This window comes from Chloracidobacterium sp. (assembly GCA_025057975.1).
In the GTDB taxonomy this organism is placed as follows: domain Bacteria; phylum Acidobacteriota; class Blastocatellia; order Chloracidobacteriales; family Chloracidobacteriaceae; genus Chloracidobacterium.
Window position 1 is genome coordinate 89489 of record JANWUV010000013.1, and the last position, 24713, is coordinate 114201.

Below are 24713 nucleotides of genomic sequence, written 5' to 3' on the forward strand. Positions count from 1 at the left end.
AGTCACCACTTGCCTTCGCGCTTGAGTTTCTGAATCTTGCGCCGAATCATCTCACGCCGCAGCGGGCTGGCTTTATCAATGAAAAGGCTGCCTTCCAAGTGGTCGTATTCGTGCAGGACGCAGCGCGCTTCAAGATCAAGAAAATCACCTTCAAACCACTCGCCCCGTAAGTTTTGAGCGCGAACGACAACCCGCGCCGCGCGTTCCACTTCAAAGTAAATGCCGGGGAAGCTCAGGCAGCCTTCATCGCCGCTCTGCCGGCCTTCGGTCAGGACAATTTCGGGGTTGATAAAGACAAACTGACGGTCGCGTTCTTTACTGCAATCCATAACGAACAAGCGTTTGGAGACGCCGACCTGCGGCGCCGCCAGCCCAACGCCCGGCGCGTCGTACATCGTCTCGAACATATCGGCGACCAGTTGGGCCAGCTCGTCATCAAACGTCGTCACCGGGGCGGCTTTCTCCGTCAGAATCTTCGCCCCGTACTTGACGATTTCTCTTTTCATGTCTTGTCAATCCTCGCATTCCGGCTTGTTGTGCGCCTTGATCATTCTCGGTGAAGTGTTCGCCGACGTTTGGTATGCAGCAGGATAGCACGACGCGCAATGCGTTCCGGCGAATTCGCCGTTGCTTCGCCAAGAAGCGTTTCCGTCATGTTCTGAGGACTATAGCGCCACAAACGTCAGCCTTGTGATTGTTGGTGTATGCTGACGGCGACCACACCGAAAGGCTTCAGAGCACGCTACACTGCAAGGCGTGGCTGTTTCTCACAATGGGGCAAGCTCGAAGCCGCCTGGTGCGGGACGCTGCGCCGTCACAAAGCGGCGGAACACCGCCGCACTCCTGAATGGCAGGCTAACCCACAACATTTTCAAGGCTTTGCCGCCTCATCATCCCCAAGCGATTTCAACGCTGGATCGCCTCGCACAGTCCTATGCCGCCGCGATGTCTTGGGAACAGGACGTGCAGGCTTATCAGCAGTCTGGATAAACTGGCTTGGCTGTATTGTGCTCAGAGGCGGTTCGAGGAAGCCGAGCGCGTTCACAAAACAAGCCATTGAAAACGCCGAGCGTCGCTATGGCTTTGAAAGCTTGCCGGCGCCGGTCGGCTTGAGTCGCTTGCCGCCCTCTATGTCGCAAGGGGCATACGCCCAAGCCGAACCTTTGTCCCGATGGGCGCTAGGGATTCAAGAACAAGAAAAGCCTCCGAAGCGCAAACTGCTGAATGCCTGGAGCTTGTGTCCACCCTGCACTTGCTGGCTTCCGTCTACAGTTTGAGCGCGCGGTACGCACAGGCGGAGCCACTTTACAAGCGCGAACTGGCGATTCGGGAAAAGGAAGGGCCGGCGTTGAATGCCGGTTTTCAGCCCGCTTTGATCACTTTGCTCGAAAGTCTTGCCGAGCTGCATCGAGCGATGGACCGCGCCAAGGAAGCCGAAGCTATGAAACGCGCGCCACCGCGGCTGCACCGCCGAGGGTTGAAGTCACTAGGCCGGCGAAGCCTCCGTCATGCCGGCCACGCTCGTCGCTGGTTGGGTCGTCCTTGGCACTTCCACCCAAGGCTGTTAGACTGTTTGCCGGCTTTTTGCATAACGCGATTTGCTCTAGCCTGCTTAAGAACGCAAGGCGCTTGTCGGCGCAGTCTTCGGCGCGTTAGCTTACGATATTCCATCGCGGAGGCATCCAGCACATGTGGGAAAGGTTGAAACGCCTGTTCCGTTCCATTTTCGGCGGTATGATTGATGCAGCCGAGGACCCAGAACTCATTCTGCAGCAAATCATCCGCGACATGCGCGACCAAGTTCCAAAGCTGAATGAGAACGTCGCGCAAGTGATGTCGAACGAAAAACTGCTTGAACGTGAGGTGGCGACGCTGGAACGCGAAATCACCGAGCTGGATGGCAAGATCAAAGCCGCCATCAAGATGGGACGCGACGATATTGCGACGACCTACATCGCCTCGATGCAGGAAAAACAGAACTCACTGGCGCGCGCCAAAGAACAACTGGTTGTGGCGAGGAAAGCCTCGCAACAGGCGATTCGCTTTCGTGATGAGTACCTGCTCAAGATGAAGCGGAAGCAAGACGAGGCGACGCAACTCATCAGCGAAAGCAAGCGCGCACGCATGCAGGAGCAGTTGGCGGCGACGATGGCTTCCTTCCAAATTGCCGACACGGCCGGGTCGTTTGATGAGATGCGTGAAAAAATCAATCGTCGTGTCGCCGCCGCTGAAGCCAAGATGGAACTGGCTAACTCCGGCGTGGATTCGCAAATGGCCCAGATTGAGCGCGAAGCCTATAACATCCAAGCTCAGGAGACCCTTATGGCGTACAAGCGTCAGCTGGGCATCATCCCCGATGAGCCGGCGGCGCTGGCCGAGTCGCCGGGCAGTGAACGGACGCTAGGGCCGGCCCAAAGAAAGGCCCTTGAGTAGCTTTGTCCTGACCCCGACAAGACGTGCCGGCGACTCCCGCCGTGGTTCACAGCGGAGGGTCGCTTTTTTTCGGTGCTGTTTGTCGGGAATCCGAAGCGACCGGCGGCCGGCGAAACGTCGCTATCACCGGTGCATGGTCGGACGGACGCGCTTTGCTGCGTTCCGCCACGTCTATCCTTGCTTCAATGCAGACTTCCGCCAAAGGCGGCGTCGCCCAGATGTGATCAATCCGCCAACCGCGATTCCGCGCAAAACCGCTGCTGCGGTAGTCCCACCAGCTGTACAGGCCTGTTTCGGCTGGATGCCGTTCGCGGACGACATCCCGCAAGCCCCACCGCCGCCAGCGTTCAAGAAACGCATGCTCCTGCGAGTGAAACATCACCGTTTCGCGGTTGCCTTCCGGATCGTAGAGATCAATGTCCGCCGGAGCAATGTTGTAATCGCCGCATACCAGCAGCGGACGCTCCGGCGTCAGCGCGCCGGTGAGAAACCGCGTGAGACGTTCTAGAAATTCAAGCTTGTAGGCGAACTTGGGTGAACTGACCGCCTCGCCGTTGGGGACGTAAACCGAGATGATGTCTATGCCGTGCAGCGTCGCCATCAAGAAACGCCGTTGGGCGTTGGGTGGATCATCGGGCAGCCCGCGCCGAACGTTGCTTGGATCGTCAAAAGACAGCAAGGCCACGCCGTTGTAGCTCTTCTGTCCAAAAACCGTGGCGACATAGCCGAGTCGCTCAAACGCTTCAAACGGAAACTCGTCGTCCGGCACTTTGGTTTCTTGCAGGCACAGTACGTCAGGTTCGTACCGTTCAAGCCAGTCAAGGACGTGCGGCAAGCGGACGCGAATGGAATTAACGTTCCAAGTGGCGACGGTTAGCGTGGCGCTCATACTCGCCAGACTATGCAACGCTGGACAACGACGCAAACCGGTTTTTCAAGACTGTTCATGGGGTTGGGCGCTTGCCGACGCGAACTCGCGTCGCTAGGCTTGTTCAGGAATGAGTCATCAGGTTATCGCCCGCAAATGGCGGCCGCAGCAGTTTGAGGATGTTGTTGGGCAGGACGTAATCACCCGCGCGCTGCGGAACGCCCTGCGAATGAAGCGGCTTCATCACGCCTACCTTTTCGCCGGCCCGCGCGGCGTCGGTAAAACAACCTGCGCCCGTCTCTTTGCACGCGCCCTAAACTGCCGTGAAGGTCCGACGCCAACCCCCTGCGGCGTTTGTCCTTCCTGTCAGGAGATCATGACAGGCGAATCGCTCGATGTTTTGGAAATTGACGCCGCCTCCCACACTGGTGTGGACAACATCCGCGAGGTCATCATCGCTACAGTCAGCAACCGTCCGGCGCGGGATCGTTACAAGATTTTCATCATTGATGAAGTCCACATGCTCTCAACCAGCGCCTTCAACGCGCTGCTCAAAACACTCGAAGAGCCGCCGCCGCACGTCGTGTTCATTCTGGCGACGACGGAGCTCTACAAGCTGCCCGAAACCATTCTCTCGCGCTGCCAGCCGTATGAGTTTCGCACCATCGGTGTTGAAGTCATTGCCGACCACCTACAACGGATCGCCGAAGCGGAACGGATTAAGATTTCACGCGCAGCGCTCATCCAGATTGCGCACGCCGGGCGCGGCAGCATGCGCGACGCGCAATCGGCGTTTGATCAGGTGCTGGCTTTCGCCGGCCCGGACGCCGTCATTGACGAGAGCGATGTGCGCGAATCGCTGGGGCTGATCGGCGCAGCGTTGGCGGCTGAAGTGATGGACGCGCTGGACGCCGCCGACGCGGCCGCGATGATTCGTCATATCGCGCGGCTTGTACGCGGCGGCTACGACCTGCGGCAATTCCTGCGCGAGTTGATGACCTATGTGCGGCATCTGCTGGTGGCGCACGTCGTCGGCGTTGACCGCGAACTGCTGCCGCTGGCGGAAAGCGAACTCAACTTGGTCGAACGCCAATGTCAGCGCTTTACCGTCGCTGATCTGATTCGCTTTTTCTCCCTGTTGGTCGACCTTGAAGCGCAGGCGCGGGCGGCCGAGGATGCACGACCGCTCGTGGAAGTCGGTCTGGTCAAACTCACCCAGCTTGGACGACTCAAACCACTAGAAGAGATTCTGGCGCGACTTGAGGCATTGGCGGCCGGCGACAACGAGCCGCCGACGCCCAGCGGGAGATTGGCGACGGCCGTCAAGGCGACGCCGCCGCCCAAACCGCCGCCGCGCGCCGTCGAGACAACCCGGCGTTCCACACCGGCGCCGGTTGAACGGCAACCGCTACGCCTTGTGCCGCCGCCGGAGCCGCCCGTCGAAGATGCGCCTCTGGACGATGACGCGCCTGTGGGCGATGCATCGAACCTCACTGACGCCGACGCCCTGTTCAAGCGCTTGAAAGCGCTCATCGAAAAGGAACGCCCCCTGCTTGCCGTTCACCTTGACGCCGTGACGGCCGTCCATTGGCAGGGCAATGCGTTCGAGTTGGTGTTTGGGCCGCAGTCCAAGGCCGCCGAGGCGTATGTTGCACAGCCCTCCGAGAAACTGCTCCTGCGGGAGCGGCTTCAAGCCCTGACCAAGAAAACACTCAGCATCGTTACGCGCCTTGAACGTGACCGGTCCAAAACACCGCTATCCGAGCCACAGGCGCGCGATGCGGCGCTCCGCGCTGAAGCCGAGCGGCATCCCACCGTTCAGGTCCTCCAGAAGACGTTTGGCGCCGAACTGATTGATGTCAAAGCGCCGGATGAGAAATAAGTTCATCCAGCGTTCGCCTGACGGCGGCGAAAACTGCGTCCAGCATCGCCTCGGTGAGTTTGCCCGTCAGCGTGTTCTGTTGGCTGGGATGATAAGCGCCGAAAAGCGTGACGCCGTCGGTCAGCGCATAACGCGCGCCATGGGAAAACTTGGGCTTCGGCTTTGGAATGGCGACGCCTTGTTGACGTAGCGCCTTGAGCGTGTACTCAAAGGCGAAGCCGCCCAGCGCAACGATGACGCGCACCTGCGGCAGCAGACGCATTTCGCGCACAAGAAACGGTAGGCAGGCTGTGGCCTCCTCCGGCGTCGGACGGTTACCCGGCGGTGCGCACCGCACCGCCGCCGTGATGTAGCAGTTAGTCAGCGTGAGACCGTCGTTTTGATGCGTCGAAGTGGGTTGGTTGGCGAAACCAGCGCGGTGCAGCGCCCGAAACAGCCAGTCACCGCTCCGGTCGCCGGTGAACAGCCGTCCTGTGCGATTCCCGCCATGCGCCGCCGGCGCAAGACCAACCACCAGCACCTGCGCCTGTGGATCGCCGAAACCGGGTACGGGCTTGCCCCAGTAGGCTTCAGACTGGAAGCGACGGACTTTGTGCCGCGCGACATCCTCGCGCCATGCCGTCAAGCGCGGACAAAGCCGGCAGGTGGTGATTGCCTGCCGGAGTTGCGCCAGTTGGTTTGAATCAGGGATGTCAGGTAAGTTAGACGGCTGTGAGCCATTCGTGGCGGTCTTCACGTTCGCCGTTGATGATGCCAAAGTATGCATCCTGAAGCTGCTTCGTGATCGGCCCGCGCTTGCCCTCCCCAATCTTGATTTTGTCGAGGGTACGCACCGGCGTGATTTCGCAGGCTGTTCCGGTGAGAAATATTTCGTCAGCGATGTAGAGTTCTTCGCGCAGAATACTCCGTTCGATGACCGGAATGCCTAAATCCTCACACAGGCGCATGACGGCGTCGCGGGTGATACCAGGCAGTACCGCCCGTCCAATCGGCGGCGTGATGACCGTCCCATCGCGCACCATGAAGATGTTTTCGCCGCTGCCCTCGCTCACGTAGCCAGCGGCGTCAAGGGCAATGCCTTCCGCATAGCCGTTGACAATCGCTTCCATCTTGATGAGCTGCGAGTTCATGTAGTTAGCCCCGGCCTTGGCCGTAGTGGGCAGGGTGTTCGGCGACATCCGCGCCCATGAGGATGTGCATAAGTCAACGCCCGCCTCAAGCGCGTCTTCTCCAAGGTAGCGCCCCCAAGGAAAACAAATGATGTAGGTTTCGACTGGGGCCGGGAACGGGTTGACCCCAAAGGCTCCATAGCCGCGAAAGACAATCGGACGGACATAGCAGTGCTGGAGCTTATTGACCCGTACGGTTTCAATACAGGCCGTGAAGATTTGTTCCATGCTGAAGGGAATGTTCATCCGATAGATGTGGCAGGAGTCGAACAGACGGCGCACATGCTCCCGCAGACGGAATAGTCGTGGACCGCGTGGGGTTTGATAGCAGCGAATGCCCTCAAAAACTGAAGAGCCATAATGGATGACGTGCGACATAACATGAATGCGCGCGTCCTCCCACGGGAGCCATTTGCCGTTGTGCCAGATTTTTTCGGACGTTTCGAGTGCCATGGTTGGTTCCTCCGTGGGAAGCAAGACCGAGCCGGCCGTGCGTCGGCCGTGTCTGGAACCAGCTCGCCAAGCGCCCCGAAAAAGCCTTACAGAATTTTTTTGCCCAGTGCGGAGAGTAGGAGTTCCGCGCCAAGCTCACCGGTTCGGTTGTGTGCGTCAAGAACGGCGTTGATTTCGACCATTTCGACCGAGAGCATTTTGCCGGAATCGTGAATCTTCTCCATTGCGAGGTGACTTTCACGATACGTGCCCCCGCCCGGAACAGGCGTGCCGACGCCGGGCGCATAATACGGGTCAACGAAGTCCATGTCGAACGTCGCGTGGAAACCAACGGTATAGCGCGTCACCCACGCAATGGCTTCATCCATCACGGCGCTCATACCGCGCTCGTCCAGATCGCGCATCGTGTAAATGCGCAAGCCCAGTTGACGCGCTAGCCGGCGCTCACCTTCATCAATTTGACGCACCCCAATAATGGCGCAGTCTTCTGGGCGAATCTTAGGCGCGAAGCCGCCGATGTGCGTCAATTCCTTCGGGCCATAACCCAGCAGCACCGCCAGCGGCATGCCGTGGATGTTGCCGGATGGCGAGGACTCCGGGGTGTTGATGTCGGCGTGGGCGTCAATCCAAATGATGCCTATGCGCTGCCCCTGTCGCCGGTAATGTGCAGCAACACCAGCGACACTACCGATGGCGATGGAGTGATCGCCGCCCAAAACAATTGGGATCGCGCCGCTTGCCAGAATCGCTTCCACGTGGTCGGCCAAGATTTCATTTGATTTCGCCACTTCAGCCAGATACTTATGCCGGGCGTCGGCGGCGTCGGCGCGGCGCGTTTCAGCCAGCGCGACCGGAACATTGCCAATGTCTTCAACAAGATAACCCAACTCCGTTAGCTTGGCGCTCAGGCCAGCGATCCGTACGACGGACGGCCCCATGTCCACGCCGCGCCGATCAGCGCCAAGGTCCATCGGGACGCCCACAATTGTGACTTTGCGAGGTGGAGAAAAACGGCTTTCTGCCATAGGAGAACCTCTGGCGGACTTTCGGTCGGAACACGCACCACGTGGCCGACAAGAAGGGCAAAGGGCGGCTAGAAGGCTTTGACCTTACGGAAGCGCCAGCGATGCAGCCAGCCGGCAAGGCGCGTCCACAAACGACGCCAAAAGGTAGTCAAGTCACGCCGGACGCCGTTGCTTTCAATCCGTAAGACACGCCCGACAACATTTGAGACAGGGACGGATACGTCAAGTTCTTCGGCGGCGTCGCCACGGGTGACGACGTAAAGGGTCGCATGGCGCTGCTCAAAGCGCAGGATACGGTGAACGATCGCCGTTTGACTGCTCGTGCAGAGAAGGACAATGTCGCCAACGCCCAATTGGGCAGTGGAAACTGGCTCAATGGTCAGCCAGTCGCCATCGGAAATGGTGGGGCGCATGGTACTGCCATTCGCCCGAAACCGATAGACGCCTTCACGCAGGAGCTCTGCGCGCGCCGTTCGTAAAATGTCAGGTGATTCAAGAGTGTGCTCTCGGATGGGAGAGGCTTTGGTTTTGCCGGTTGTCCGCATGCGTTACGCCCCACCGGGAAATCAAGCCGGGTATGACGTTGGGTTGAGTAACCACTTTTTCATCTTAGTTTGAGCAAGGAGGGTATTTCAATCGTATCCATAGGCTTGACCACAGCGTCGGTTAGAGCGCCGGACAGCCGCTATGAGACTTCACAAATGGGCCGGCGGCAAGCGGCAGCGTCAGACCAAGATTTGGCGGAGGATAGAGTTGGACGAAATGCCGAAGTCGAGGACATAACGGCGCTGGGATGCTGGACGCAGAAGGCTGAATATGCCGCCTTGGACTGCGAACACACGTTGGCTAGCGTCGTTTGGCGTGCCGGGTAGGGGAAGGCCCGCGCATGCAATCAAGGGCATAAAGCCTGTTAGGTCGCTGGCCAGCGTTGGTAGAAGGTCGGAAGCCCCGGCAGGTGGAGCGTGCGGCTCAGTTCTAGCACGCGCGCCTGACAGTCTTCTCCTGAGCCTTGCGGCGGCGGGTGGAGGCGAGCATCACCGCGCACAACGGTTTTGACGAGTGTTAGGCCGCGGCGTCCGCCGCGCCGGGCATACCAGTGGATGTACAGGCGCAGGACGTTCCAGGCAATAAACACATTCGGCCCGGGCAAGAGGCCCAGCAGCAGCGTGACTGGCAAAAGGGCGATATTGAGCCAGACGCCGCGTTCGTGAGTGGTGATGCGGGTTTCAAGCCACTCGATCCAGCGGCGTTGAACAGCGTCGTCAGTTAGTTCTCCGTCGTGAATGAGTTCAATGGTGTCGGCGTGCCCAATGGCGCGCAGTAAGCTTTCGCCAGGGTGCGTCCATTGTTCCAACCGGTGCCAGATGCACTGCACACCGCGCCAAAAGCGGTTGGGCGGTTCATGAATCAACAGCAGGGCTTCATCGTGAATGCGGTGCACACGGTAGAGCAACTTGGCCCAGAAACCGGTCGCTGGAGTTTCATCATACGCCGTCAGCATTTCCGGCGGTGCGTAAAACACCCAGCCCCGCCTCCGGCAGCGGATGATGTAAACGCGAATCACACGCGGCGGCTTCATTTGACTCCGGAGGCTTCGGTCAGGTTGCGCCAGATCGCAGCCAGTCGCCAGACATCATGAAAACTGTTGTAGAGCGGGGCCACAGCCAAGCGGATGATATCTGGTTCTCGAACGTCAACGATGACGTCTTGGGACAGAAGATGGTCTGCCAGTTGGCGCGGCTTGGCGACGCGCCACGAAAGTTGTCCGCCGCGCGCCGCCGGATCGCGTGGAGAAATCAGCGCCGGGCCCTTGTCGCCGAGAAGCGCCAGCAGATAAGCGGTCAGACGCATGGATTTTGCTCGCAGGCGCGCCATCTGCGCTTGGTGAAAGATCTCCAGTGAAGCGCGCAGTGCGGCCATAGAGAGGATAGGTAGGTTGCTGAGTTGCCAGCCGGCGGCGCCGGGCGCAAGTTCATAGGCGTCGGGCATGAGGAAGCGCGTATCGGCGCGGTGCCCCCACCAACCGACAAAGCGTGGGAGGTCAAACCGTCGAGCATGACGGGCGTGGACGAAAAAGCCGCCGACTGCGCCAGGGCCAGCGTTGACATACTTGTAGTGACACCACACGGCGCAGTCCACGTCCCAGTCATGCAGCGCTAGCGGTACGTTGCCTATGGCGTGCGCTGCGTCTATGCAGACAACGCACCCTTTGGCGTGGGCCAAGCTCACGATGGGCGCAATGTCAAAGAACTGTCCGGTGGCGTAGTTGACTGCGCCAAGCAAAACCAAGGCGGTCGTCTCGCCTTCGCGTTCAAGGTATTCGAGGATGTCGTCCGTCCGCAGCAGGTCTTCGTTCGGGCGGGGACGGATTTCAACCACGGCTTCCCGTGGATCAAAGCCGTGAAACGCCGCTTGACTGGCGGCGGCGTAGCGGTCGGAGGGAAAAGCGCGCGCCTCGATAAGGATTTTGAAGCGTTCGCGCGTCGGACGATAAAACGACGCCATGAGAAGGTGCAGGTTGACGGTCAGCCCGTTGGCGACGGCGACTTCATCAGGCTGTGCGCCGACAAGTTCAGCGACGAGCGGACGCAGGTCAGCGTCGTAGTCCGCCCACGGTCGCGGCGGCGTGAAATGTCCAGCGACGCCCAGCGCGGCCCAGCGGTCGAGTTCATCCAGAACACTTTGTCGAACGGTCTTCGGCTGCAAACCAAGCGAGTGACCGCAGAAATAGAGTTGGGGGGTTCCTGTCGTCGGGTTGACCGGCAAGTGAAAACAGTCACGGAAGCCAGCGAGTTCGTCGGTTTGGTCAAGAGCGTGGGCGAAGGCTTCGTCAGGGCGAAACTCAAGGAGCATGGGCACTGTCCACCGATCTATGCGCAGCGACAACTCACGCAACGGACGACCGCTGCAGCTACAATGTAGGCGCTATGTCAACGACATTAGGTGAACTCGTCAAGGAAGGCGCTCGGATCCTGGCGTCGAACGCGGTCGCAGAGCCATACCGGACGGCGCTGCATCTCGTACGGGCAGTGTTGAAGATTGACGCCGCAACGTTGCTGGCGCATCCCGAACGGACGGTCGCCGCCGGCGACGCCGCGCGGGTGCAACAAGCGTTTGTGCGCCGCGCCAACGGTGAGCCGCTCCAGTACATCACCGAGACCCAAGACTTTTACGGACGCGACTTTTACGTAACGCCCGCCGTGCTCATTCCGCGCCCGGAAACGGAGCTGCTGGTGGAGGCAGTCATCAACCACTGCCGCGCTCAAGCGAAAACTACTTTGCACCTGCTTGACTTGGGGACGGGTTCCGGTTGTTTGGCGGTGACGTTGGCGGCGATGCTGCCGACAGCACAGGTGATCGCCGTGGACATTTCACCGTCGGCGTTAGCGGTTGCCGAGGCGAACGCGCGCCGTCATGGGGTTGCGGAACGGATTGTGTTTCTTGAAAGCGATTGGCTGTCGGCGCTGCCCGCCGACGCCCCGTTGTTTGACGCCGTGGTTGCCAACCCACCCTACATTGCTGAGGCGGAGTTAAGTGGTTTGCAACGCGAGGTGCGCGATTACGAACCACACGTCGCTCTAATCGCCGGGCCTGACGGGACGGAAGCCTACGTGCGGCTCTTCGCCGACTTGCCGCGTCATCTTGCCGACGGCGGCTTTTTTGCATGCGAGGTCGGTTTCGGTCAGGCGGACAAGGTCTGCGCCTTGGGGGCGGGGCATGGTTGGCGGCTTCAACAGACGCTTCATGATCTGCAAGGCATCCCGCGTACGCTGGTCTTTACACACGCTGCCGACGTGGCGGACAATCCAAGCCGGCGTGCTTGTTCTCCTTGAAAGTGCCGTTGATATGCCAACCGCAGGGGAAGCTTATGGAAACGAAACCAACGCTTGAAACCATTCTCGAACGCCTGAACACCCTCGAATCGAACGTACTTGGTCGGGTCGGCGCGCTTGCGGAACAGGTCAATGCGCTGACGGAACGAGTCAACACGCTGACGGAGCAAGTCAACCAGCTTACCCTTCGGGTTGACAATCTTGAGGCGCGTTTGGGTCGCCTTGAGGAACAAGTCGCCGCCGGTTTTGAGGCGGTTCGGGCTGAGCTGAAAATGATGAATCGCAGGTTGATGATTTTGGCCAAAACAAGCCTCGACCATGAAGCGCGGCTTGACGAACTCGAAGAGTTGGCGGAAGCCGCGTTGTCGGCTTCAAATGGCAAGAAAGGAGAAACCATGTAGCCGTTTCACGGATGTTTTGCCTTATCGGCGTTGGGGTACCCTTGCCGGCCCTTGCGTCACGGAAAACTCAGCTTAGGAGGACACCCTATGGAGACCAAGCCGACCATTGAAACGTTGCTTGAACGCATGAACTTGATGGAATCCCGGATAACCGCCCGAATAGATGATATGGAGGCGCGTCTAACGACGCGGGTTGAAGCTCTTGAGGGGCAGGTCGCGGGGCTGGTGACGCGGGTTGAAGCTCTTGAGGGACAGGTCGCAGGGTTGGTGACGCGGGTTGAAGCCCTTGAGGGGCAGGTCGCAGGGCTGGTGACGCGGGTTGAGACCCTTGAAGGGCAAATATCCGGGATTGTAACCCGACTGAGTACCCTTGAAACACAGGTGACGGAAGGCTTCCGGCAGATCAATGCCGAGCTAAAGCTCATGAACCGTAAGCTGGAGGTCATGACGCAAGACAACATGGATATGCGCGCCCGTGTCCGGGATGTCGAACATCGGATGGATGAAGTCGAAAGCGAAGTCAAAGCCAAGCTGGTGGGCTAACGTGATGGTGGTCGCTTTTCCCGTGTTTCTCCGGCCTACGAAAAGCTTCCAGAACGCTTCCGTTGCTTCCTTTCCGCCTTCTAGACCAGTCTACAAATCTTCAAGTCGCTTGAGGACGTTCGCCGCCCAATTCAGTGTCGCAGCGCGTTCTTCGGCCGGTATTTTGTCCCAGGCAGCGTAGATCATCCGCATGCGTTGGTTTGAGAACAGCTTTTCCCGCTGACGGTCGAGGAAATCCCAGTACAGGCTGTTGAACGGACATGCCCCTTCGCCGTGACGCCGCTTTGGGTCGTAGGCGCAACCCGTACAGTAATCGCTCATCCGGTTGATGTAGGCGGCGCTCGCCGCATATGGCTTTGTCGCCAGAAAGCCGCCGTCGGCGTAAAGCGACATGCCCAGAACGTTCGGTAGGGTGACCCACTCGTAGGCGTCCACATAAGCAAGCCAAAACCACTCATTGACCTCTTGCGGACGGACGCCCGCCAGCAATGCGAAGTTCCCCAGCACCATCAGTCGCTGGATATGGTGTGTGTGCCCGGTTCGAATCAGTTGGGTGACGACTTCGCGCAGACACCGCATGCGCGTTTCGGCGTCCCAGTAGTAGTGCGGCAGCGCGCGTTCTGCGCCGAAGAAGTTCGCCTCGGCGAGTTCCGGCATCTTCAGCCAGTAGACTTGATAGATGAACTCCCGCCAACCAATGAACTGCCGAACGACGCCTTCCACCGAGTTGAGCCGCGCTCTGCCTTCCCGATACCGTTGCTCGGCCTGCCGCGCCGCGTCGAGCGGATCAAGCAGACCGACGTTGACATAAGGCGACGCCAGCGAGTGATAGAGCGCCGGTTGCCCGGCGACCATCGCATCTTCGTACGGCCCGAACCAATCCAGCCGGTGGTCAAGAAAGTCACGATAGAAAGCTTCGGCGTCGGCGCGCGTAACGGCCCAGCAAAACGGCTCAATGTCGCCGTAGCCGTCAGAGAAGTCGCGTCGGACCCAGTCTATTACCTCACGTGTTATGGCGTCCGGCGCATACCGCGGCAGCGGCGGAAAGCGATGGCCGCGCGGCGGAACCTCACGGTTTTCACGGTCGTAGTTCCACGTCCCACCAGTCGGCTCTCCATTGGGTTCGATTAGGAGGCCGGTTCGCCGCCGCATCCAGCGGTAAAAGTGCTCTAGGACAAGCGTTTTTTTGCCGCGCGCCCAGTCGGCGAATTCGCGTCGGTCGCTGAGAAACAGTACCGTCGGCAATATGTGCAGCGTGATGGGGTGTGCGGCGGCGGCGCGCTGAAGCCGCTCCGCTACACCATACTCCGTCGGCTCCATCAGCCATATGCGCGTCGGCTGGTATTGTCGGACATGCGCCGCAAGTCCAGTTTCAAAGTCGGGCTGCTCACGCTGGTAATCCACGCGCCACCCCAGCGCCCGCAGTTCTTCCGCGTAGTGCCGCATGGCGGAAAACACGAAGACCAGCTTTTGTTTGTGGTAGCGCGTCCGGCGCGCATGCGCCGCTGACTCAATCATCAGCACCACGGCGTCGCGCGGCGTCAGGCGGTCAAAGGCTGGATGGCGGCGCGTCAACTGGTCGCCCAGTATCCAAATGGTTTCCATACCCGTCACGTAGTCGGCTTCGCCCGTCTGGGTGAGAACTTGACTTTCTGCGCCGGGGATTGGACGTTGGAAGGGAGGCATGTTATTTCAGCCCGTTTAATGGTGGAGCGCAAGCCGCATGTCCCCTTCTTACGCAACGGCGCAAGACCGAATTCGTCAGTATTTCGACACGGTTGGCTTTGAAAAATGGCAGCGCTTTGCGCGCGGCGAAGCGCAGAACCGCATTCAGGCGAGCATTGTCGCCGGACGCGAACGCACGATGGCGACCATCCTCGCGTGGGGCGGCGACTGGCGCGGACGCAGCGTGCTTGACGCCGGTTGCGGGACAGGAGCCTTTGCGCGTCGCTTGGTGGACGCCGGCGCAGTCGTGACCGGTATAGACATTTCCGCCCGCGAAATTGAGGCGGCGCGGGAGCGCGTCCCAGAGGCCGTGTTTCGGCAGGCGGACTTCTACGCCGTTGCGGAGACATTCGATGTTGTTGTGTGTTTGGACAGCCTGATCTACTACGCTGAAGACGACTTGATCAGCCTGCTCCGCCACCTTGGCCGACATGCACGAACCGCGCTTTATTTCACCTTCACGCCCAGCACCGTCTTCTTTGAAGTCATGCATGCCGTCGGGAGGCTATTCCCCAAGGGCAACACCTCGCCGGCTATTGCGCGGATCAAAGCCAAGCGGCTTTACAAGCGTATCGCTGAAGAAACCTCACTACATCTGACGCAAACGACGCACATCAGTTCAAGCTTCTACCAGACGACATTGGTGGCGTTACGCCGCGTTGACGAAGATTCCTCCCCGGCCGAGGGTCGCACGAGCGGTTTGCCCGTGTGAAGGAGGCGAACGTGAAGTGATGTCGGAGCGCTTTCAGGCGGAAAACGGCTGGAACGCCGCCGTCCGCCGTGTCATCTTCCACGCCGCTGGTTGGACTGACTCATCTGGCGGACTCAACGGATGGATGGCGGACTACCGGTGTGCAGACGCCGTACGTCAAACAGCGGGGGCGGGTCGCCGTCAATGACCATCCGGGCGGCTAAGCGTCCGGCTTCAAGGCTGAAACCCATACCGTGGCCGTGGCAGGCAATGGTAAACCACGCTTGTTCATAGCCCGGTAGGCTTCCCATGAGCGGCAAGCCGTCACGAGTGAAACCCATCACGCCGGCCCAGCGATACTCAACCGGTACGTTGGCGAGTTCTGGAAAGTGCCGGTCTCTAAAGGACTCAAGAAAGCTTTGCACGGCGGCGGTCGGCGTTTCATCCGTTCCAACTTCGGTGGCGGCGAAAGCGCGGCGTCCACCGCCGAAGAGAAAGCGGCCATCAGGCAACTGGCGGAAGTACTCGTAGCCCTCGTTAGCGTAAACGACCTTGTCCAACAAACGGCGACCGTAGGGAGCAGTCACAAAAATTTGCCCGCGCTTTGGAAACACCTTGTCGGCAAAGAAGCCTGCAAAGCTCGGCGCTTCGCCGTTGAGCGCCAGCAAAACACGCACGGCGCGCAGGACACCTCGTACGCCGTGCACAAGTAACTCACCCTGGTTGGCTTCGAGGCCTAGAACCGGCCAGTACTCGAAGACGGCGGCCCGGGAGACGGCGGCTAGGGCGCGAACCAATTTGACCGGATGCACGCCAGCGTCATGTGGATTGTGGATCGCCGCGTGAAAGCCCCGTCTGAGCGGATCGGAAGGTATGAACGTCACGTCAAAACCGTCTTCGCGCAACAACGTCACCGAGTGCGCCAGCGTTTCCGCTTCGTCGGATGTCCCCGCCAGCAGGAGACTACCGCACGGTGTGTAGTCACAATCCACTGTCGGATGCTGCGCCAGAAAATCACGGATGCGCCGGTGGCTGGCGACCGTCAGGGCAAACACATCGCGGGCCGTCGTCCGACCGTATCGAGCGACGGAAACTGCATAGTGGTCGGCTGTACCGGCAAGGAGAAAGCCAGCGTTGCGTCCAGTGGCACCGCCGCCGACCTGCCGCCGGTCCACCACAGCCAACTTCCAAAGTGGTTTCAACTGCGCCAGAGCGTAAGCCGCCGAGATCCCGGCGACGCCGCCGCCGACAATAAGGCAGTCAAACGTTGTGGGTTCTAAAACAGGCGGCCGCCATGCGCCAGCGGTCGCCTGCCAGAAGGAGGTCGAGGGCATAGGCAGGTCAGCGCTGGCGGTAGGCGTTGGTTGGCGTTTGGCGGGCGTCAGCGTTGAGTGGTTCGGCGGGTACAGCGTCCAGAGCAAAGGCGCGGCGCAAGTCCACCTGCTCCGAGCCGCGCTGCGCCGCTTCGCGCAAACCAAGAATGAGCGGATGCAGGGTTTTGTTGACGATGCCTTCCAGTAGAAAACGCCGAATAGCGGTTTCTTGCTCCGGCGTTAGCGGGCCAAGGCGCTTCCGCTGGCGCTCAAATTCCGCTTCGCAGATCTCAGTGAGACGTTCCTTGAGTGCAGCGATAGTCGGACCGATGTCCAGTCGGTCAACGGACGTGAGAAAGGCGACCGTTTCCGCTTCGACAATCGCTTCGGCGCGTTCAGCTTCACGCCGCCGTTCGCGTTGGTTTGCGGCGATGACCCGTTGCAGGTCATCCAAGTCGAACACAAAAGCGTTGTCAAGCGTGCCGATGTCAGGCGCAATTGTTCGCGGCACTGACAGATCAAAAAACAAGAGAGGGCGGTAACGCCGACGTTCAAGGGCCGCCTGCGCCATCGAACGGTTGATATGGTAGGTTGTTGCGCCGGTCGAGGCGACGATGATGTCCGCTTCGTGAAGTCGCGCTGGTAGTTCGTCCAAACCCAATGCGCGTCCGCTGCCGTGAAAGTAATTGGCTAGGTTTTGAGCATGCGCGAGTGTCCGGTTGGCGACAAGCAGCGACGCAATCCCAACCTCAAAGAAGCATTTGGCGGCGAGTTCAGCCATCTCGCCCGCCCCGATCAGTAGCAAGGTCTTATCATTGAGTTGATCAAACACCTTGCGCGCCAAGTCAACGGAAACCGAGCCAAGCGACACGGCGTGTGCGCCGATGCCGGTCTCTGTGCGAACCCGCTTAGCGACGGCGAAAGCGCGTTCAAACAAACGGTGCAAGTGTCGCCCGACGGCACCGGCGGCCGTAGCGAGGGCGTAAGCGCGCTTGACTTGACCAAGGATTTGCGCTTCACCGACCACCATCGAATCTAGGCTGGAGGCGACACGCAGCACATGCCGGACAGCGGCACCTGCTTGGTGAACATACAGGTATGGCCGGACTTGCCAACTTGGGAGGTTGTGGAAGTCACCCAGGAACAGCGTGATGGCTTCAACCGCTTCAGCAATCGGGAGGCATGGAACTGCTGTCACTTCAACCCGGTTGCAGGTTGAAAGAATGACGGCTTCACTTACGCATCCGTCGGCCAGTAGTTGCTGGAGTGCCGCCGCTAAGTTGGCTTCGGAAAAGGCCAGTCGCTCGCGTACGCCCACTGGCGCCGTCGTATGGTTGAGTCCGACGAGAAGTAGATTCATGAGCGCGTGACCCCAACTGAAAGTGGTGGGGGGCAGTGAACACACCGCGCGACCGCAAACGTTGCTTTGCTCCAAACGGCCGCGAAACCAAACCAACCGGGATCAAATCCTAACTGATGGCGTGGAAACCGTTAAACCAACCAATGCCAACCAAGCTCACGATGACAATAGCGAAGCCGACAATGCCCAACCAAGCCGCCCGTCGCCCGCGCCAACCAGCGGTCAGACGGTAATGAACCACACAAAAGTATATCAGCCAAGTCGCCAAGGAAAGAAATTCGAGTGGGTCGCCGTGCCAATAGACGCCGTTGAGTCGGCGTGAGCCGACGATGCCCGTCAAGATGCCCAGCGTGAGCAGGACAAAGCCGATCATCAACGCCTTGGCGCTGACATCGTCGCAGGTGTCAAGCGACGGCAGGCGCGACCAGAGCGCCCCAAACCGCTTCCGCTTGAGTTGACGTTCCTGAACGATATAGAGCAGGGCGGCGACGAACAGAACCGCAAAGGCCGCATAGGCGAAGACAAACAGGACGGCGTGCAGGGTCAGCAGCGACGCTGTTGGTCCGTAGAACTTGAGCACCGCGACCGTGTCGTTGGGCGTCGGCAGGAGCCAAGCGGCGAGCGCAAACAAAAATACCATCGGCATGGCGAAGGCGGCCAGAGCTTGCGACCGATACCAAACGTAAGCGCCGAGGAAGTAGGCGGCGATAGCCCAACCCAGAAAAGAACAGACCTCCTGGTAGGTCAGGAGCGGACACCGAGCCGCCTCCCAGCCGCGAACGACCATGGACGCCGTATGTACGCCAAAGCCGACGACCATCAGCCACAGCGCCAACCGAAACCAGTGTGGAGGAAGCGCCCGCCACACAGCGGCAATAGCGTAAGTTGCGCCAAAAGCATAACATGCAACGGCGACGAGCAGCAGCGTGGTCATAGGCGAAGCGCATCGAGAAGGGCGTGCAACGTCAGGCCGCCTCATGTTACGCCCGATGGACAGGGCGCTCAATCCAGGCCGGCTTGAAGCGGACACAAGGCATACAGCGTCGGAAACGACCGGAGCGTTTGAACTTGAAGTGAGTGTGTCATGAAAGAAAACTTCCAAGGTTGTTTGCTTGGCGCCGCCATTGGCGATGCGCTGGGATTCCCGTTCAAGGGGATGACCGCCGCAGCCATTGCCGAGTACAGCCGTTTTGAGTCCCTGCGCGAATTCCAACCTGCGTCGTCCGTTCGTGCGGAACCGGGTGAACTGGCCGACGAGGGACAACTCCTGCTGCTCACGCTGGAGAGCATTTGTACGCAACGGGCGCTCGATGTCCCGGATATGATCCGCCGGTTGAAGGGTTGGTTTCGGAGTCATCCGAAGGACATGACGCCGCTGGTTCGGCATGTGCTTTGTCGCTTGGACGCCGGTGAAGACGCGGCGGAAGCTGCTGAGGGCGCTTCGTTCGAGTCGCAATTCCAACCGGCGGACGGCGGGCATCTCACGCGCTGCTTGCCCGTCGCCCTCTACCGTGTCGCGGACGCCGACCGCCGTCGCTCCGATCTCATCACGGTGGCACGCTTGACCCATTGGGATCCAGTCGCCGTACAGGCCGCGTTGGTTTTGGGTGAACTCGTCGCGCAGCTTGTTCAGCGCCGACACTTTTCTCCGGAAGCATGCCTGCCGTCTGACGCCTTACCGGAAGTTCGAGACGTGGTTCAGGCTGCTCCGGCGGCCGACCGTTTGGATGTATCGGGCAGTGCGCTAGGCGCGTTGGAGGTTGGTTTGTGGGCGCTGAGGACGGCCAAGACGGCTGAAGAGGGGTTGGTTGAGGTCGTTGCGCTTGGCGGCGCTACTGACACCAACGCGGCGGTCGCGGGTGCATTGCTGGGGGCGAAGTTTACACGCTTGGCCCTTCCCCAACGCTGGGTGTATCGGCTGGAGGGCCATGCGCGCCTTGAGGTCTTAGGGGCGCGCTTGTTCGAGTTGGCGGGTGTGAAGTAACGAGCGTGAAGTAAGCGGTACCGGCGCGCTTTCCGAAGCGATACGACGGACCGAACCGGCCGCGCTCCAAAAGCGGTTGAGGCGGCGTTTCACAGCGGGACGCCGCGACGCTCAGTGGGCCGGTTCACGAGCTTCCCGGTTGAGGTTCGTGCGTTGCTTCGTCGGATCGAACAACCAGTGCTTGATCCGGCCGCCAGATGACCCGAACCGTCGCGCCGACTTCCCACGTATGCGATGGGTTGTGGCGGAGTGCGGCGACCAAAACCTGTCCGTCAGGCAGGCGAACCGTCCAGTGCATCTCCGATCCAGCATAGGTTCGCTCAATGATATGTCCCGTCAACCCGGCCGGCTGGTTGTCGCCGTCCGCCTGTTCGAGGTGGACGCACTCCGGCCGAATCGCAATTGTGACTCGTCGCCCGGCGACCGGCTCATCGTCGCGGACGCCTGCTTGAGTTGGCTGTTCTCCGATGAGAACGGTGACCGTCTGCCCATGGCGTTCGTAGACCTTGCCTATGAGTAGGTTGCAGTCACCGATAAACGAGGCGACGAAGGCGGTTTCAGGCGCGTGGTAGAGCGTTTGGGGCGAGCCGACTTGCGCAATCCGTCCATTGCGGAGAACGGCGATGCGGTCGGACAGCGTCAACGCTTCAGTCTGATCGTGCGTGACGAAGATAAAGGTCGTGCCAAGTTGATGCTGGAGCGCTTTTAGCTCGCGTTGCATTTGTCGGCGAAGCTGCGGGTCAAGCGCCGCCAGCGGCTCGTCCAGCAATAGGACGGGCGGTTCACAGGCTAGGGCGCGCGCCAGCGCCACACGTTGTTGCTGTCCACCCGATAATTGATGTGGGTAGCGACGTTGGACGCCCTCCAACCCAACCAGAGCGAGCAGCGCTTCTACACGTCGCCGGATGACGGCTGGCGGATGGCCCCTGCGAGCCAGCCCAAAGGCGATGTTATCGTAGGCGTTCAGGTGTGGAAACAAGGCGTAGCTCTGGAAAACCGTGTGCACCGGACGACGATAAGCCGGCAGATGCGTAACATCTTGTCCGGCAAGGCAAATCCGCCCGGCGTCCGGTTGGTCAAAACCGGCGATGAGGCGCAGGAGGGTGGTTTTGCCGCAACCCGAAGGTCCTAGCAAGGTGAAAAACTCACCCGCCTGAACAGATAGAGAAACGCCCGCAAGAACGGTCTGCGAACCAAATCGTTTGGTGAGTGAGAGAGCTTCGACAGCGGACGACATCAGTAAAACCAGAAAGCTGTGATGACTCACACGGCGTACAAGCTCGCCACCGCTGACCTAGGGGTTGCGATCGTCAAACGTCGAAACAAACACCACTAAAAAACGGAAGCAGAGCGCACCGTTTCAAAACCTTTGCATGAAACAACCTTCCTGCAAAGGTTCAGCCGTCACGCCACTTGACTCAGTGCGCCCCGCTTCCATTGAAGTCCACTTCTTTCTCAGGTTTGTTGTTTCACTGTTGCGGAGTTCCTCGCCAACTCAAAAAAATGATGGGGTATGGGTAGGTGGTCGAACGTGCCTTAGCTTGGCAGTTTGGGCGACCAGGCTTGCCAGGCTTGGGGCGTTGCTGGCGGAGCGGCTGAACGTCTTTCGTCCCTTGAAGCTCGCTCGAACATGCTTGGCGTTCCTATCCCGAACCAGATGGTGAAAAAAGATTAGGGCTTGACAGCCTTTCCTGATGCCTCGTAGTATAGGCGTTTCGTCACTCGAAAAACCGTAGGGTCGCTTGTAAAGCGGTTGCCGCGTGTTTTGGAGTGGCAGGTCGCCAAGTTGCGACCGTTTGTTTTTTGCGTTGGAAAGACTTAGGAGGTTGGCGTGCCGACGATCAACCAGCTTGTGCGAAAAGGAAGGGAAAAGGTCAAGTATAAGACCAGTAGCCCGGCGCTTCAGGGATGTCCACAGAAGCGTGGTGTTTGCACGCGCGTTTATACCCAAACACCGAAGAAGCCGAACTCCGCCTTGCGTAAGGTCGCTCGTGTGCGGTTGGTTAACGGCATTGAAGTCACGACGTACATCCCTGGCATTGGCCACAACCTTCAGGAACACTCCATTGTGTTGATTCGTGGCGGCCGTGTCAAAGACCTGCCGGGCGTCCGTTACCACGTCGTCCGCGGGGCGCTGGATTCAGTCGGCGTCGCCAACCGTCGTCAGGGACGCTCGAAGTACGGCGCAAAGCGCCCCAAAGAGACCGGCAAAGGCGTACCGGCGAAAGGCCCCGCCAAGAAGAAGTAGCTGTTCGACGGGAACGCCTACAGGCGCTTCCTGGTTTGAGGGAGTTTTAGGGTATGCCGCGCAGACGAGTCGTTGAAAAGCGGGAGGTGCTTCCCGACCCGATTTACAACAGTGAGATCGTGACGAAGTTCATCAACTGTTTGATGTGGGACGGCAAGCGATCTGTCGCGGAGAAAATTTTCTACCGTGCCATGGAGAGTATCCGCGCCAAGACGGATGACGATCCGCTCAAGGTCTTCAAGAAAGCCTTGGACAATGTGCGCCCACGAGTTGAAGTGCGTTCACGGCGTGTTGGCGGCGCAACATACCAAGTACCAATTGAAGTCGATCATCGGCGGCGCGGCAATGCCTTGGCGATTCGCTGGCTGATTACCTATGCGCGCCAGCGCAGCGAAAAGTCCATGATTGAGCGGCTTGCGAATGAGCTTCTCGACGCTTCCAACATGCGTGGCGGAGCCGTCAAGAAGCGTGATGAGGTTCACCGTATGGCGGATGCCAACCGCGCTTTCGCACACTATCGCTGGTAAGTTTGTAGGGGTGGTAAAAAGGTTATGGCACGGAAAGCGCCGCTGAGCAGGTTTCGTAACATCGGCATTATGGCGCACATTGACGCCGGTAAAACGACGACAACTGAACGCATTCTGTACTACACCGGCCGTAATCATAAACTGGGCGAGGTGCACGAGGGTGCGGCGACGATGGACTACATGCCCCAGGAACAGGAGCGTGGGATCACCATCACGTCCGCTGCGACAACGTGCTTTTGGCGGCTTGGCGGCGCGGCGGAAGGCGAGCAGTTTCGCATCAACATCATTGACACTCCCGGACACGTAGATTTCACCATCGAGGTCGAGCGTTCCCTGCGTGTTCTCGACGGCGCGGTGGCGATCTTTGACGCCGTTGCTGGCGTCCAGCCGCAGTCTGAAACCGTCTGGCGACAGGCAAACAAATACGGCGTCCCACGTATCGCTTTCATCAATAAGATGGATCGTGCCGGCGCGGATTTTTACAAGAGTGTGGACTCGATTCGCACTCGTCTCAATGCGCGTCCGATCCCGGTCTGTCATCCCATCGGCGCGGAGGACACCTTTGAGGGGGTGGTTGACCTAATCACGATGCAGGCAGTTCGGTGGGATGAGGAAAGTAACGGCCAGAAAATGTTCTTTTCCGCCCCGACCGGCTCTCTTCTGGATGAAGCCAAAGCCGCGCGCGACCGAATGATCGAACTGATTGCTGACGTTGATGACCAAATCGCTGAGAAGTACTTGGAGGGTGCGGATATATCTGAGGCAGAGCTGCGAGCTGTACTGCGGCGGGAAACCATCGCTATGAACGTTGTACCCGTTCTGTGCGGTTCGGCTTTTAGAAACAAGGGTGTCCAGCAGCTTTTGGATGCGGTTGTGTATTATCTGCCGTCTCCGGTGGATATTCCGCCCGTGAAAGGTGTTTTGCCGCGCACTGGCGAAGAAGTGGTGCGCTATGCCTCTGATGACGAGCCGTTTTCTGGCTTGATCTTCAAGATTCTTTCCGACAAACACATTGGCCAGCTTGCCTTTTGTCGAATCTATTCTGGGGTTTTGACGACCGGCTCTTACGTATTGAACTCGACCAAAGAATCTAAAGAGCGCATTGGTCGGATCATGCAAATGCATGCCAACAAGCGTGAAGACCTTGAAGAGGCCTATGCTGGTGAAATTGTAGCTGTTGCAGGACTGAAGAACGTTATTACTGGTGATACTATTTGTGATGAAAAAGCTCCTATTATATTGGAGTCAATAGAATTTCCAGTACCGGTCATTGAGGTCGCCATTGAGCCTAAGACACGGCAGGATCAGGACAAACTTGGTATTGCTCTAGGTCGCTTGGCTCAAGAAGACCCATCGTTTCGTGTCAAAACCGACCCTGAAACGAATCAAACGCTTATCGCCGGTATGGGCGAATTGCACCTGGAGATTATTGTTGATCGTCTCAAACGTGAGTTTAATGTAGACGCAAATGTTGGGCGTCCACAGGTAGCGTACCGTGAGACAATTCGTACGCCGGCGGATGGTGTCGGGAAGTATGTTCGTCAGACTGGTGGTCGCGGCATGTACGGTCATGCTGAGATCAAAATCTATCCACTTGAACCTGGAGGAGGCTTTATCTTCGAGAATAAAATCGTTGGTGGCGTCATCCCACGTGAGTATATTCCGGCCGTAGAGGCGGGCGTTAGGGAGGCTATGGAGCGTGGGATTTTAGCCGGCTATGAAGTTGTTGATGTAAAGGTAGAGCTTGTTTTTGGCAGCTACCACGAAGTGGATTCGAATGAAATGGCCTTTAAAATCGCTGGCTCGATGGCGTTTCAGGAAGCGGCAAAAAAGGCGAAACCGGTACTTTTAGAGCCGATTATGGCTGTGGAGATTGAAACGCCAGAAGAGTACTTTGGCGCAATTACCGGTGACCTAAGTGCGCGCCGGGGGCGGATTGAAGGTTTTTCGGATCGAGCCGGCTCACGGGTTATTTCAGCGGCCGTACCCTTGTCGGAAATGTTTGGCTACTCGACCGTGCTTCGCTCAATGTCTCAGGGGCGTGCGATTTACACCATGCACTTCAAGGCTTATGAGGAAGCGCCTAGGTCTGTCGCCGAGGAAATCATCGCCAAGGCAAAGGGAGCGGCGACCAACTAAACAACCTTAAATTCTCATATCTTTACTTGCTTGGGAGTAAGTCATGTCGAAGGAGAAGTTTGACCGGAGCAAGCCGCATGTCAACATTGGGACGATAGGGCATGTGGATCACGGGAAGA

The 24713-nt window shown here is 59.0% G+C and carries 24 protein-coding genes; 11 read left to right on the forward strand and 13 right to left on the reverse strand.

Translation table 11 applies throughout. The features are described from left to right. Positions 1-2: 2 nt before the first annotated feature. Positions 3-506, reverse strand: coding sequence for a peptide deformylase (def, locus tag NZ585_11985; GenBank protein MCS7080749.1), 504 nt, complete (start codon positions 504-506; stop codon positions 3-5). Between the two features lie 1183 nt (positions 507-1689). On the opposite strand from def, the gene NZ585_11990 reads away from it, so the two are divergent. Then, on the forward strand, positions 1690-2433 hold the full coding sequence (locus NZ585_11990) for a PspA/IM30 family protein (GenBank protein MCS7080750.1): 744 nt from the start codon (positions 1690-1692) through the stop codon (positions 2431-2433). Positions 2434-2479: 46 nt separating this feature from the next. On the opposite strand, the gene xth is transcribed toward NZ585_11990, so the two are convergent. Then, the gene (gene xth / locus NZ585_11995; GenBank protein MCS7080751.1) at positions 2480-3322 is read right to left on the reverse strand and encodes an exodeoxyribonuclease III; all 843 of its coding nucleotides are present in this window, start codon (positions 3320-3322) and stop codon (positions 2480-2482) included. A 109-nt stretch (positions 3323-3431) separates the two neighbouring features. On the opposite strand from xth, the gene dnaX reads away from it, so the two are divergent. Further along, complete coding sequence (gene dnaX, locus NZ585_12000) at positions 3432-5183, forward strand: DNA polymerase III subunit gamma/tau (protein ID MCS7080752.1); 1752 nt, start codon at positions 3432-3434, stop codon at positions 5181-5183. On the opposite strand, the gene NZ585_12005 is transcribed toward dnaX, so the two are convergent. The 6 genes from NZ585_12005 to kynU form a co-directional block, all read right to left on the reverse strand. Then, positions 5161-5919, reverse strand: coding sequence for a uracil-DNA glycosylase (locus NZ585_12005; GenBank protein MCS7080753.1), 759 nt, complete (start codon positions 5917-5919; stop codon positions 5161-5163). The two genes, dnaX and NZ585_12005, sit on opposite strands and share 23 nt — an antisense overlap. Further along, complete coding sequence (locus NZ585_12010) at positions 5885-6805, reverse strand: branched-chain amino acid transaminase (GenBank protein ID MCS7080754.1); 921 nt, start codon at positions 6803-6805, stop codon at positions 5885-5887. Before NZ585_12010 ends, NZ585_12005 begins: the two co-directional genes overlap by 35 nt. An 86-nt stretch (positions 6806-6891) precedes the next feature. Beyond that, complete coding sequence (rocF, locus tag NZ585_12015; protein ID MCS7080755.1) at positions 6892-7830, reverse strand: arginase; 939 nt, start codon at positions 7828-7830, stop codon at positions 6892-6894. A gap of 68 nt (positions 7831-7898) precedes the next feature. Then, positions 7899-8375 carry a S24/S26 family peptidase gene (locus NZ585_12020; GenBank protein MCS7080756.1) on the reverse strand — a complete coding sequence of 159 codons (477 nt, stop codon included), beginning with the start codon at positions 8373-8375 and terminating at the stop codon, positions 7899-7901. A 365-nt stretch (positions 8376-8740) separates the two neighbouring features. Then, positions 8741-9409 (reverse strand): hypothetical protein, encoded by a 669-nt coding sequence (locus NZ585_12025; GenBank protein ID MCS7080757.1) that lies wholly within the window; start codon positions 9407-9409, stop codon positions 8741-8743. Then, entirely contained in the window at positions 9406-10683 is a 1278-nt protein-coding gene (gene kynU, locus NZ585_12030) for a kynureninase (protein ID MCS7080758.1), read from the reverse strand. Before kynU ends, NZ585_12025 begins: the two co-directional genes overlap by 4 nt. A gap of 74 nt (positions 10684-10757) precedes the next feature. On the opposite strand from kynU, the gene prmC reads away from it, so the two are divergent. The 3 genes from prmC (at position 10758) to NZ585_12045 (ending at position 12607) form a co-directional block, all read left to right on the forward strand. Beyond that, positions 10758-11663, forward strand: coding sequence for a peptide chain release factor N(5)-glutamine methyltransferase (gene prmC, locus NZ585_12035; GenBank protein ID MCS7080759.1), 906 nt, complete (start codon positions 10758-10760; stop codon positions 11661-11663). A 35-nt stretch (positions 11664-11698) separates the two neighbouring features. Further along, entirely contained in the window at positions 11699-12064 is a 366-nt protein-coding gene (locus tag NZ585_12040; protein MCS7080760.1) for a hypothetical protein, read from the forward strand. Positions 12065-12151: 87 nt separating this feature from the next. Continuing rightward, positions 12152-12607 (forward strand): hypothetical protein, encoded by a 456-nt coding sequence (locus NZ585_12045; protein ID MCS7080761.1) that lies wholly within the window; start codon positions 12152-12154, stop codon positions 12605-12607. 90 nt (positions 12608-12697) lie between these two features. On the opposite strand, the gene NZ585_12050 is transcribed toward NZ585_12045, so the two are convergent. Beyond that, positions 12698-14293 carry a cryptochrome/photolyase family protein gene (locus NZ585_12050; protein MCS7080762.1) on the reverse strand — a complete coding sequence of 532 codons (1596 nt, stop codon included), beginning with the start codon at positions 14291-14293 and terminating at the stop codon, positions 12698-12700. 37 nt (positions 14294-14330) lie between these two features. On the opposite strand from NZ585_12050, the gene bchM reads away from it, so the two are divergent. Continuing rightward, the gene (bchM, locus tag NZ585_12055; protein MCS7080763.1) at positions 14331-15044 is read left to right on the forward strand and encodes a magnesium protoporphyrin IX methyltransferase; all 714 of its coding nucleotides are present in this window, start codon (positions 14331-14333) and stop codon (positions 15042-15044) included. Positions 15045-15157: 113 nt separating this feature from the next. Here bchM and NZ585_12060 read toward each other — a convergent pair whose 3' ends face one another. From NZ585_12060 to NZ585_12070, 3 genes are all read right to left on the reverse strand, one after another. After that, positions 15158-16357: an FAD-binding oxidoreductase gene (locus NZ585_12060; protein ID MCS7080764.1), complete on the reverse strand. Its 1200-nt coding sequence runs from the start codon at positions 16355-16357 to the stop codon at positions 15158-15160. 7 nt (positions 16358-16364) lie between these two features. Further along, positions 16365-17696 carry a glutamyl-tRNA reductase gene (gene hemA / locus NZ585_12065; GenBank protein MCS7080765.1) on the reverse strand — a complete coding sequence of 444 codons (1332 nt, stop codon included), beginning with the start codon at positions 17694-17696 and terminating at the stop codon, positions 16365-16367. A gap of 109 nt (positions 17697-17805) precedes the next feature. Next, the gene (locus NZ585_12070) at positions 17806-18630 is read right to left on the reverse strand and encodes a cytochrome c biogenesis protein (GenBank protein MCS7080766.1); all 825 of its coding nucleotides are present in this window, start codon (positions 18628-18630) and stop codon (positions 17806-17808) included. A gap of 150 nt (positions 18631-18780) precedes the next feature. On the opposite strand from NZ585_12070, the gene NZ585_12075 reads away from it, so the two are divergent. Continuing rightward, positions 18781-19680 carry an ADP-ribosylglycohydrolase family protein gene (locus tag NZ585_12075; GenBank protein MCS7080767.1) on the forward strand — a complete coding sequence of 300 codons (900 nt, stop codon included), beginning with the start codon at positions 18781-18783 and terminating at the stop codon, positions 19678-19680. 124 nt (positions 19681-19804) lie between these two features. Here NZ585_12075 and NZ585_12080 read toward each other — a convergent pair whose 3' ends face one another. After that, positions 19805-20947 carry an ABC transporter ATP-binding protein gene (locus NZ585_12080; GenBank protein ID MCS7080768.1) on the reverse strand — a complete coding sequence of 381 codons (1143 nt, stop codon included), beginning with the start codon at positions 20945-20947 and terminating at the stop codon, positions 19805-19807. Between the two features lie 564 nt (positions 20948-21511). On the opposite strand from NZ585_12080, the gene rpsL reads away from it, so the two are divergent. The 4 genes from rpsL to NZ585_12100 all read left to right on the forward strand — a co-directional run. Next, positions 21512-21928 (forward strand): 30S ribosomal protein S12, encoded by a 417-nt coding sequence (rpsL, locus tag NZ585_12085; GenBank protein MCS7080769.1) that lies wholly within the window; start codon positions 21512-21514, stop codon positions 21926-21928. 53 nt (positions 21929-21981) lie between these two features. Then, a complete protein-coding gene (rpsG, locus tag NZ585_12090; GenBank protein MCS7080770.1) occupies positions 21982-22455 on the forward strand; it encodes a 30S ribosomal protein S7 in 474 nt (157 codons plus the stop codon). A 24-nt stretch (positions 22456-22479) separates the two neighbouring features. Then, entirely contained in the window at positions 22480-24594 is a 2115-nt protein-coding gene (gene fusA / locus NZ585_12095; protein ID MCS7080771.1) for an elongation factor G, read from the forward strand. Between the two features lie 43 nt (positions 24595-24637). After that, positions 24638-24713, forward strand: a 76-nt coding sequence (locus NZ585_12100) for a hypothetical protein (protein MCS7080772.1), incomplete at its 3' end; no start/stop codon positions are given.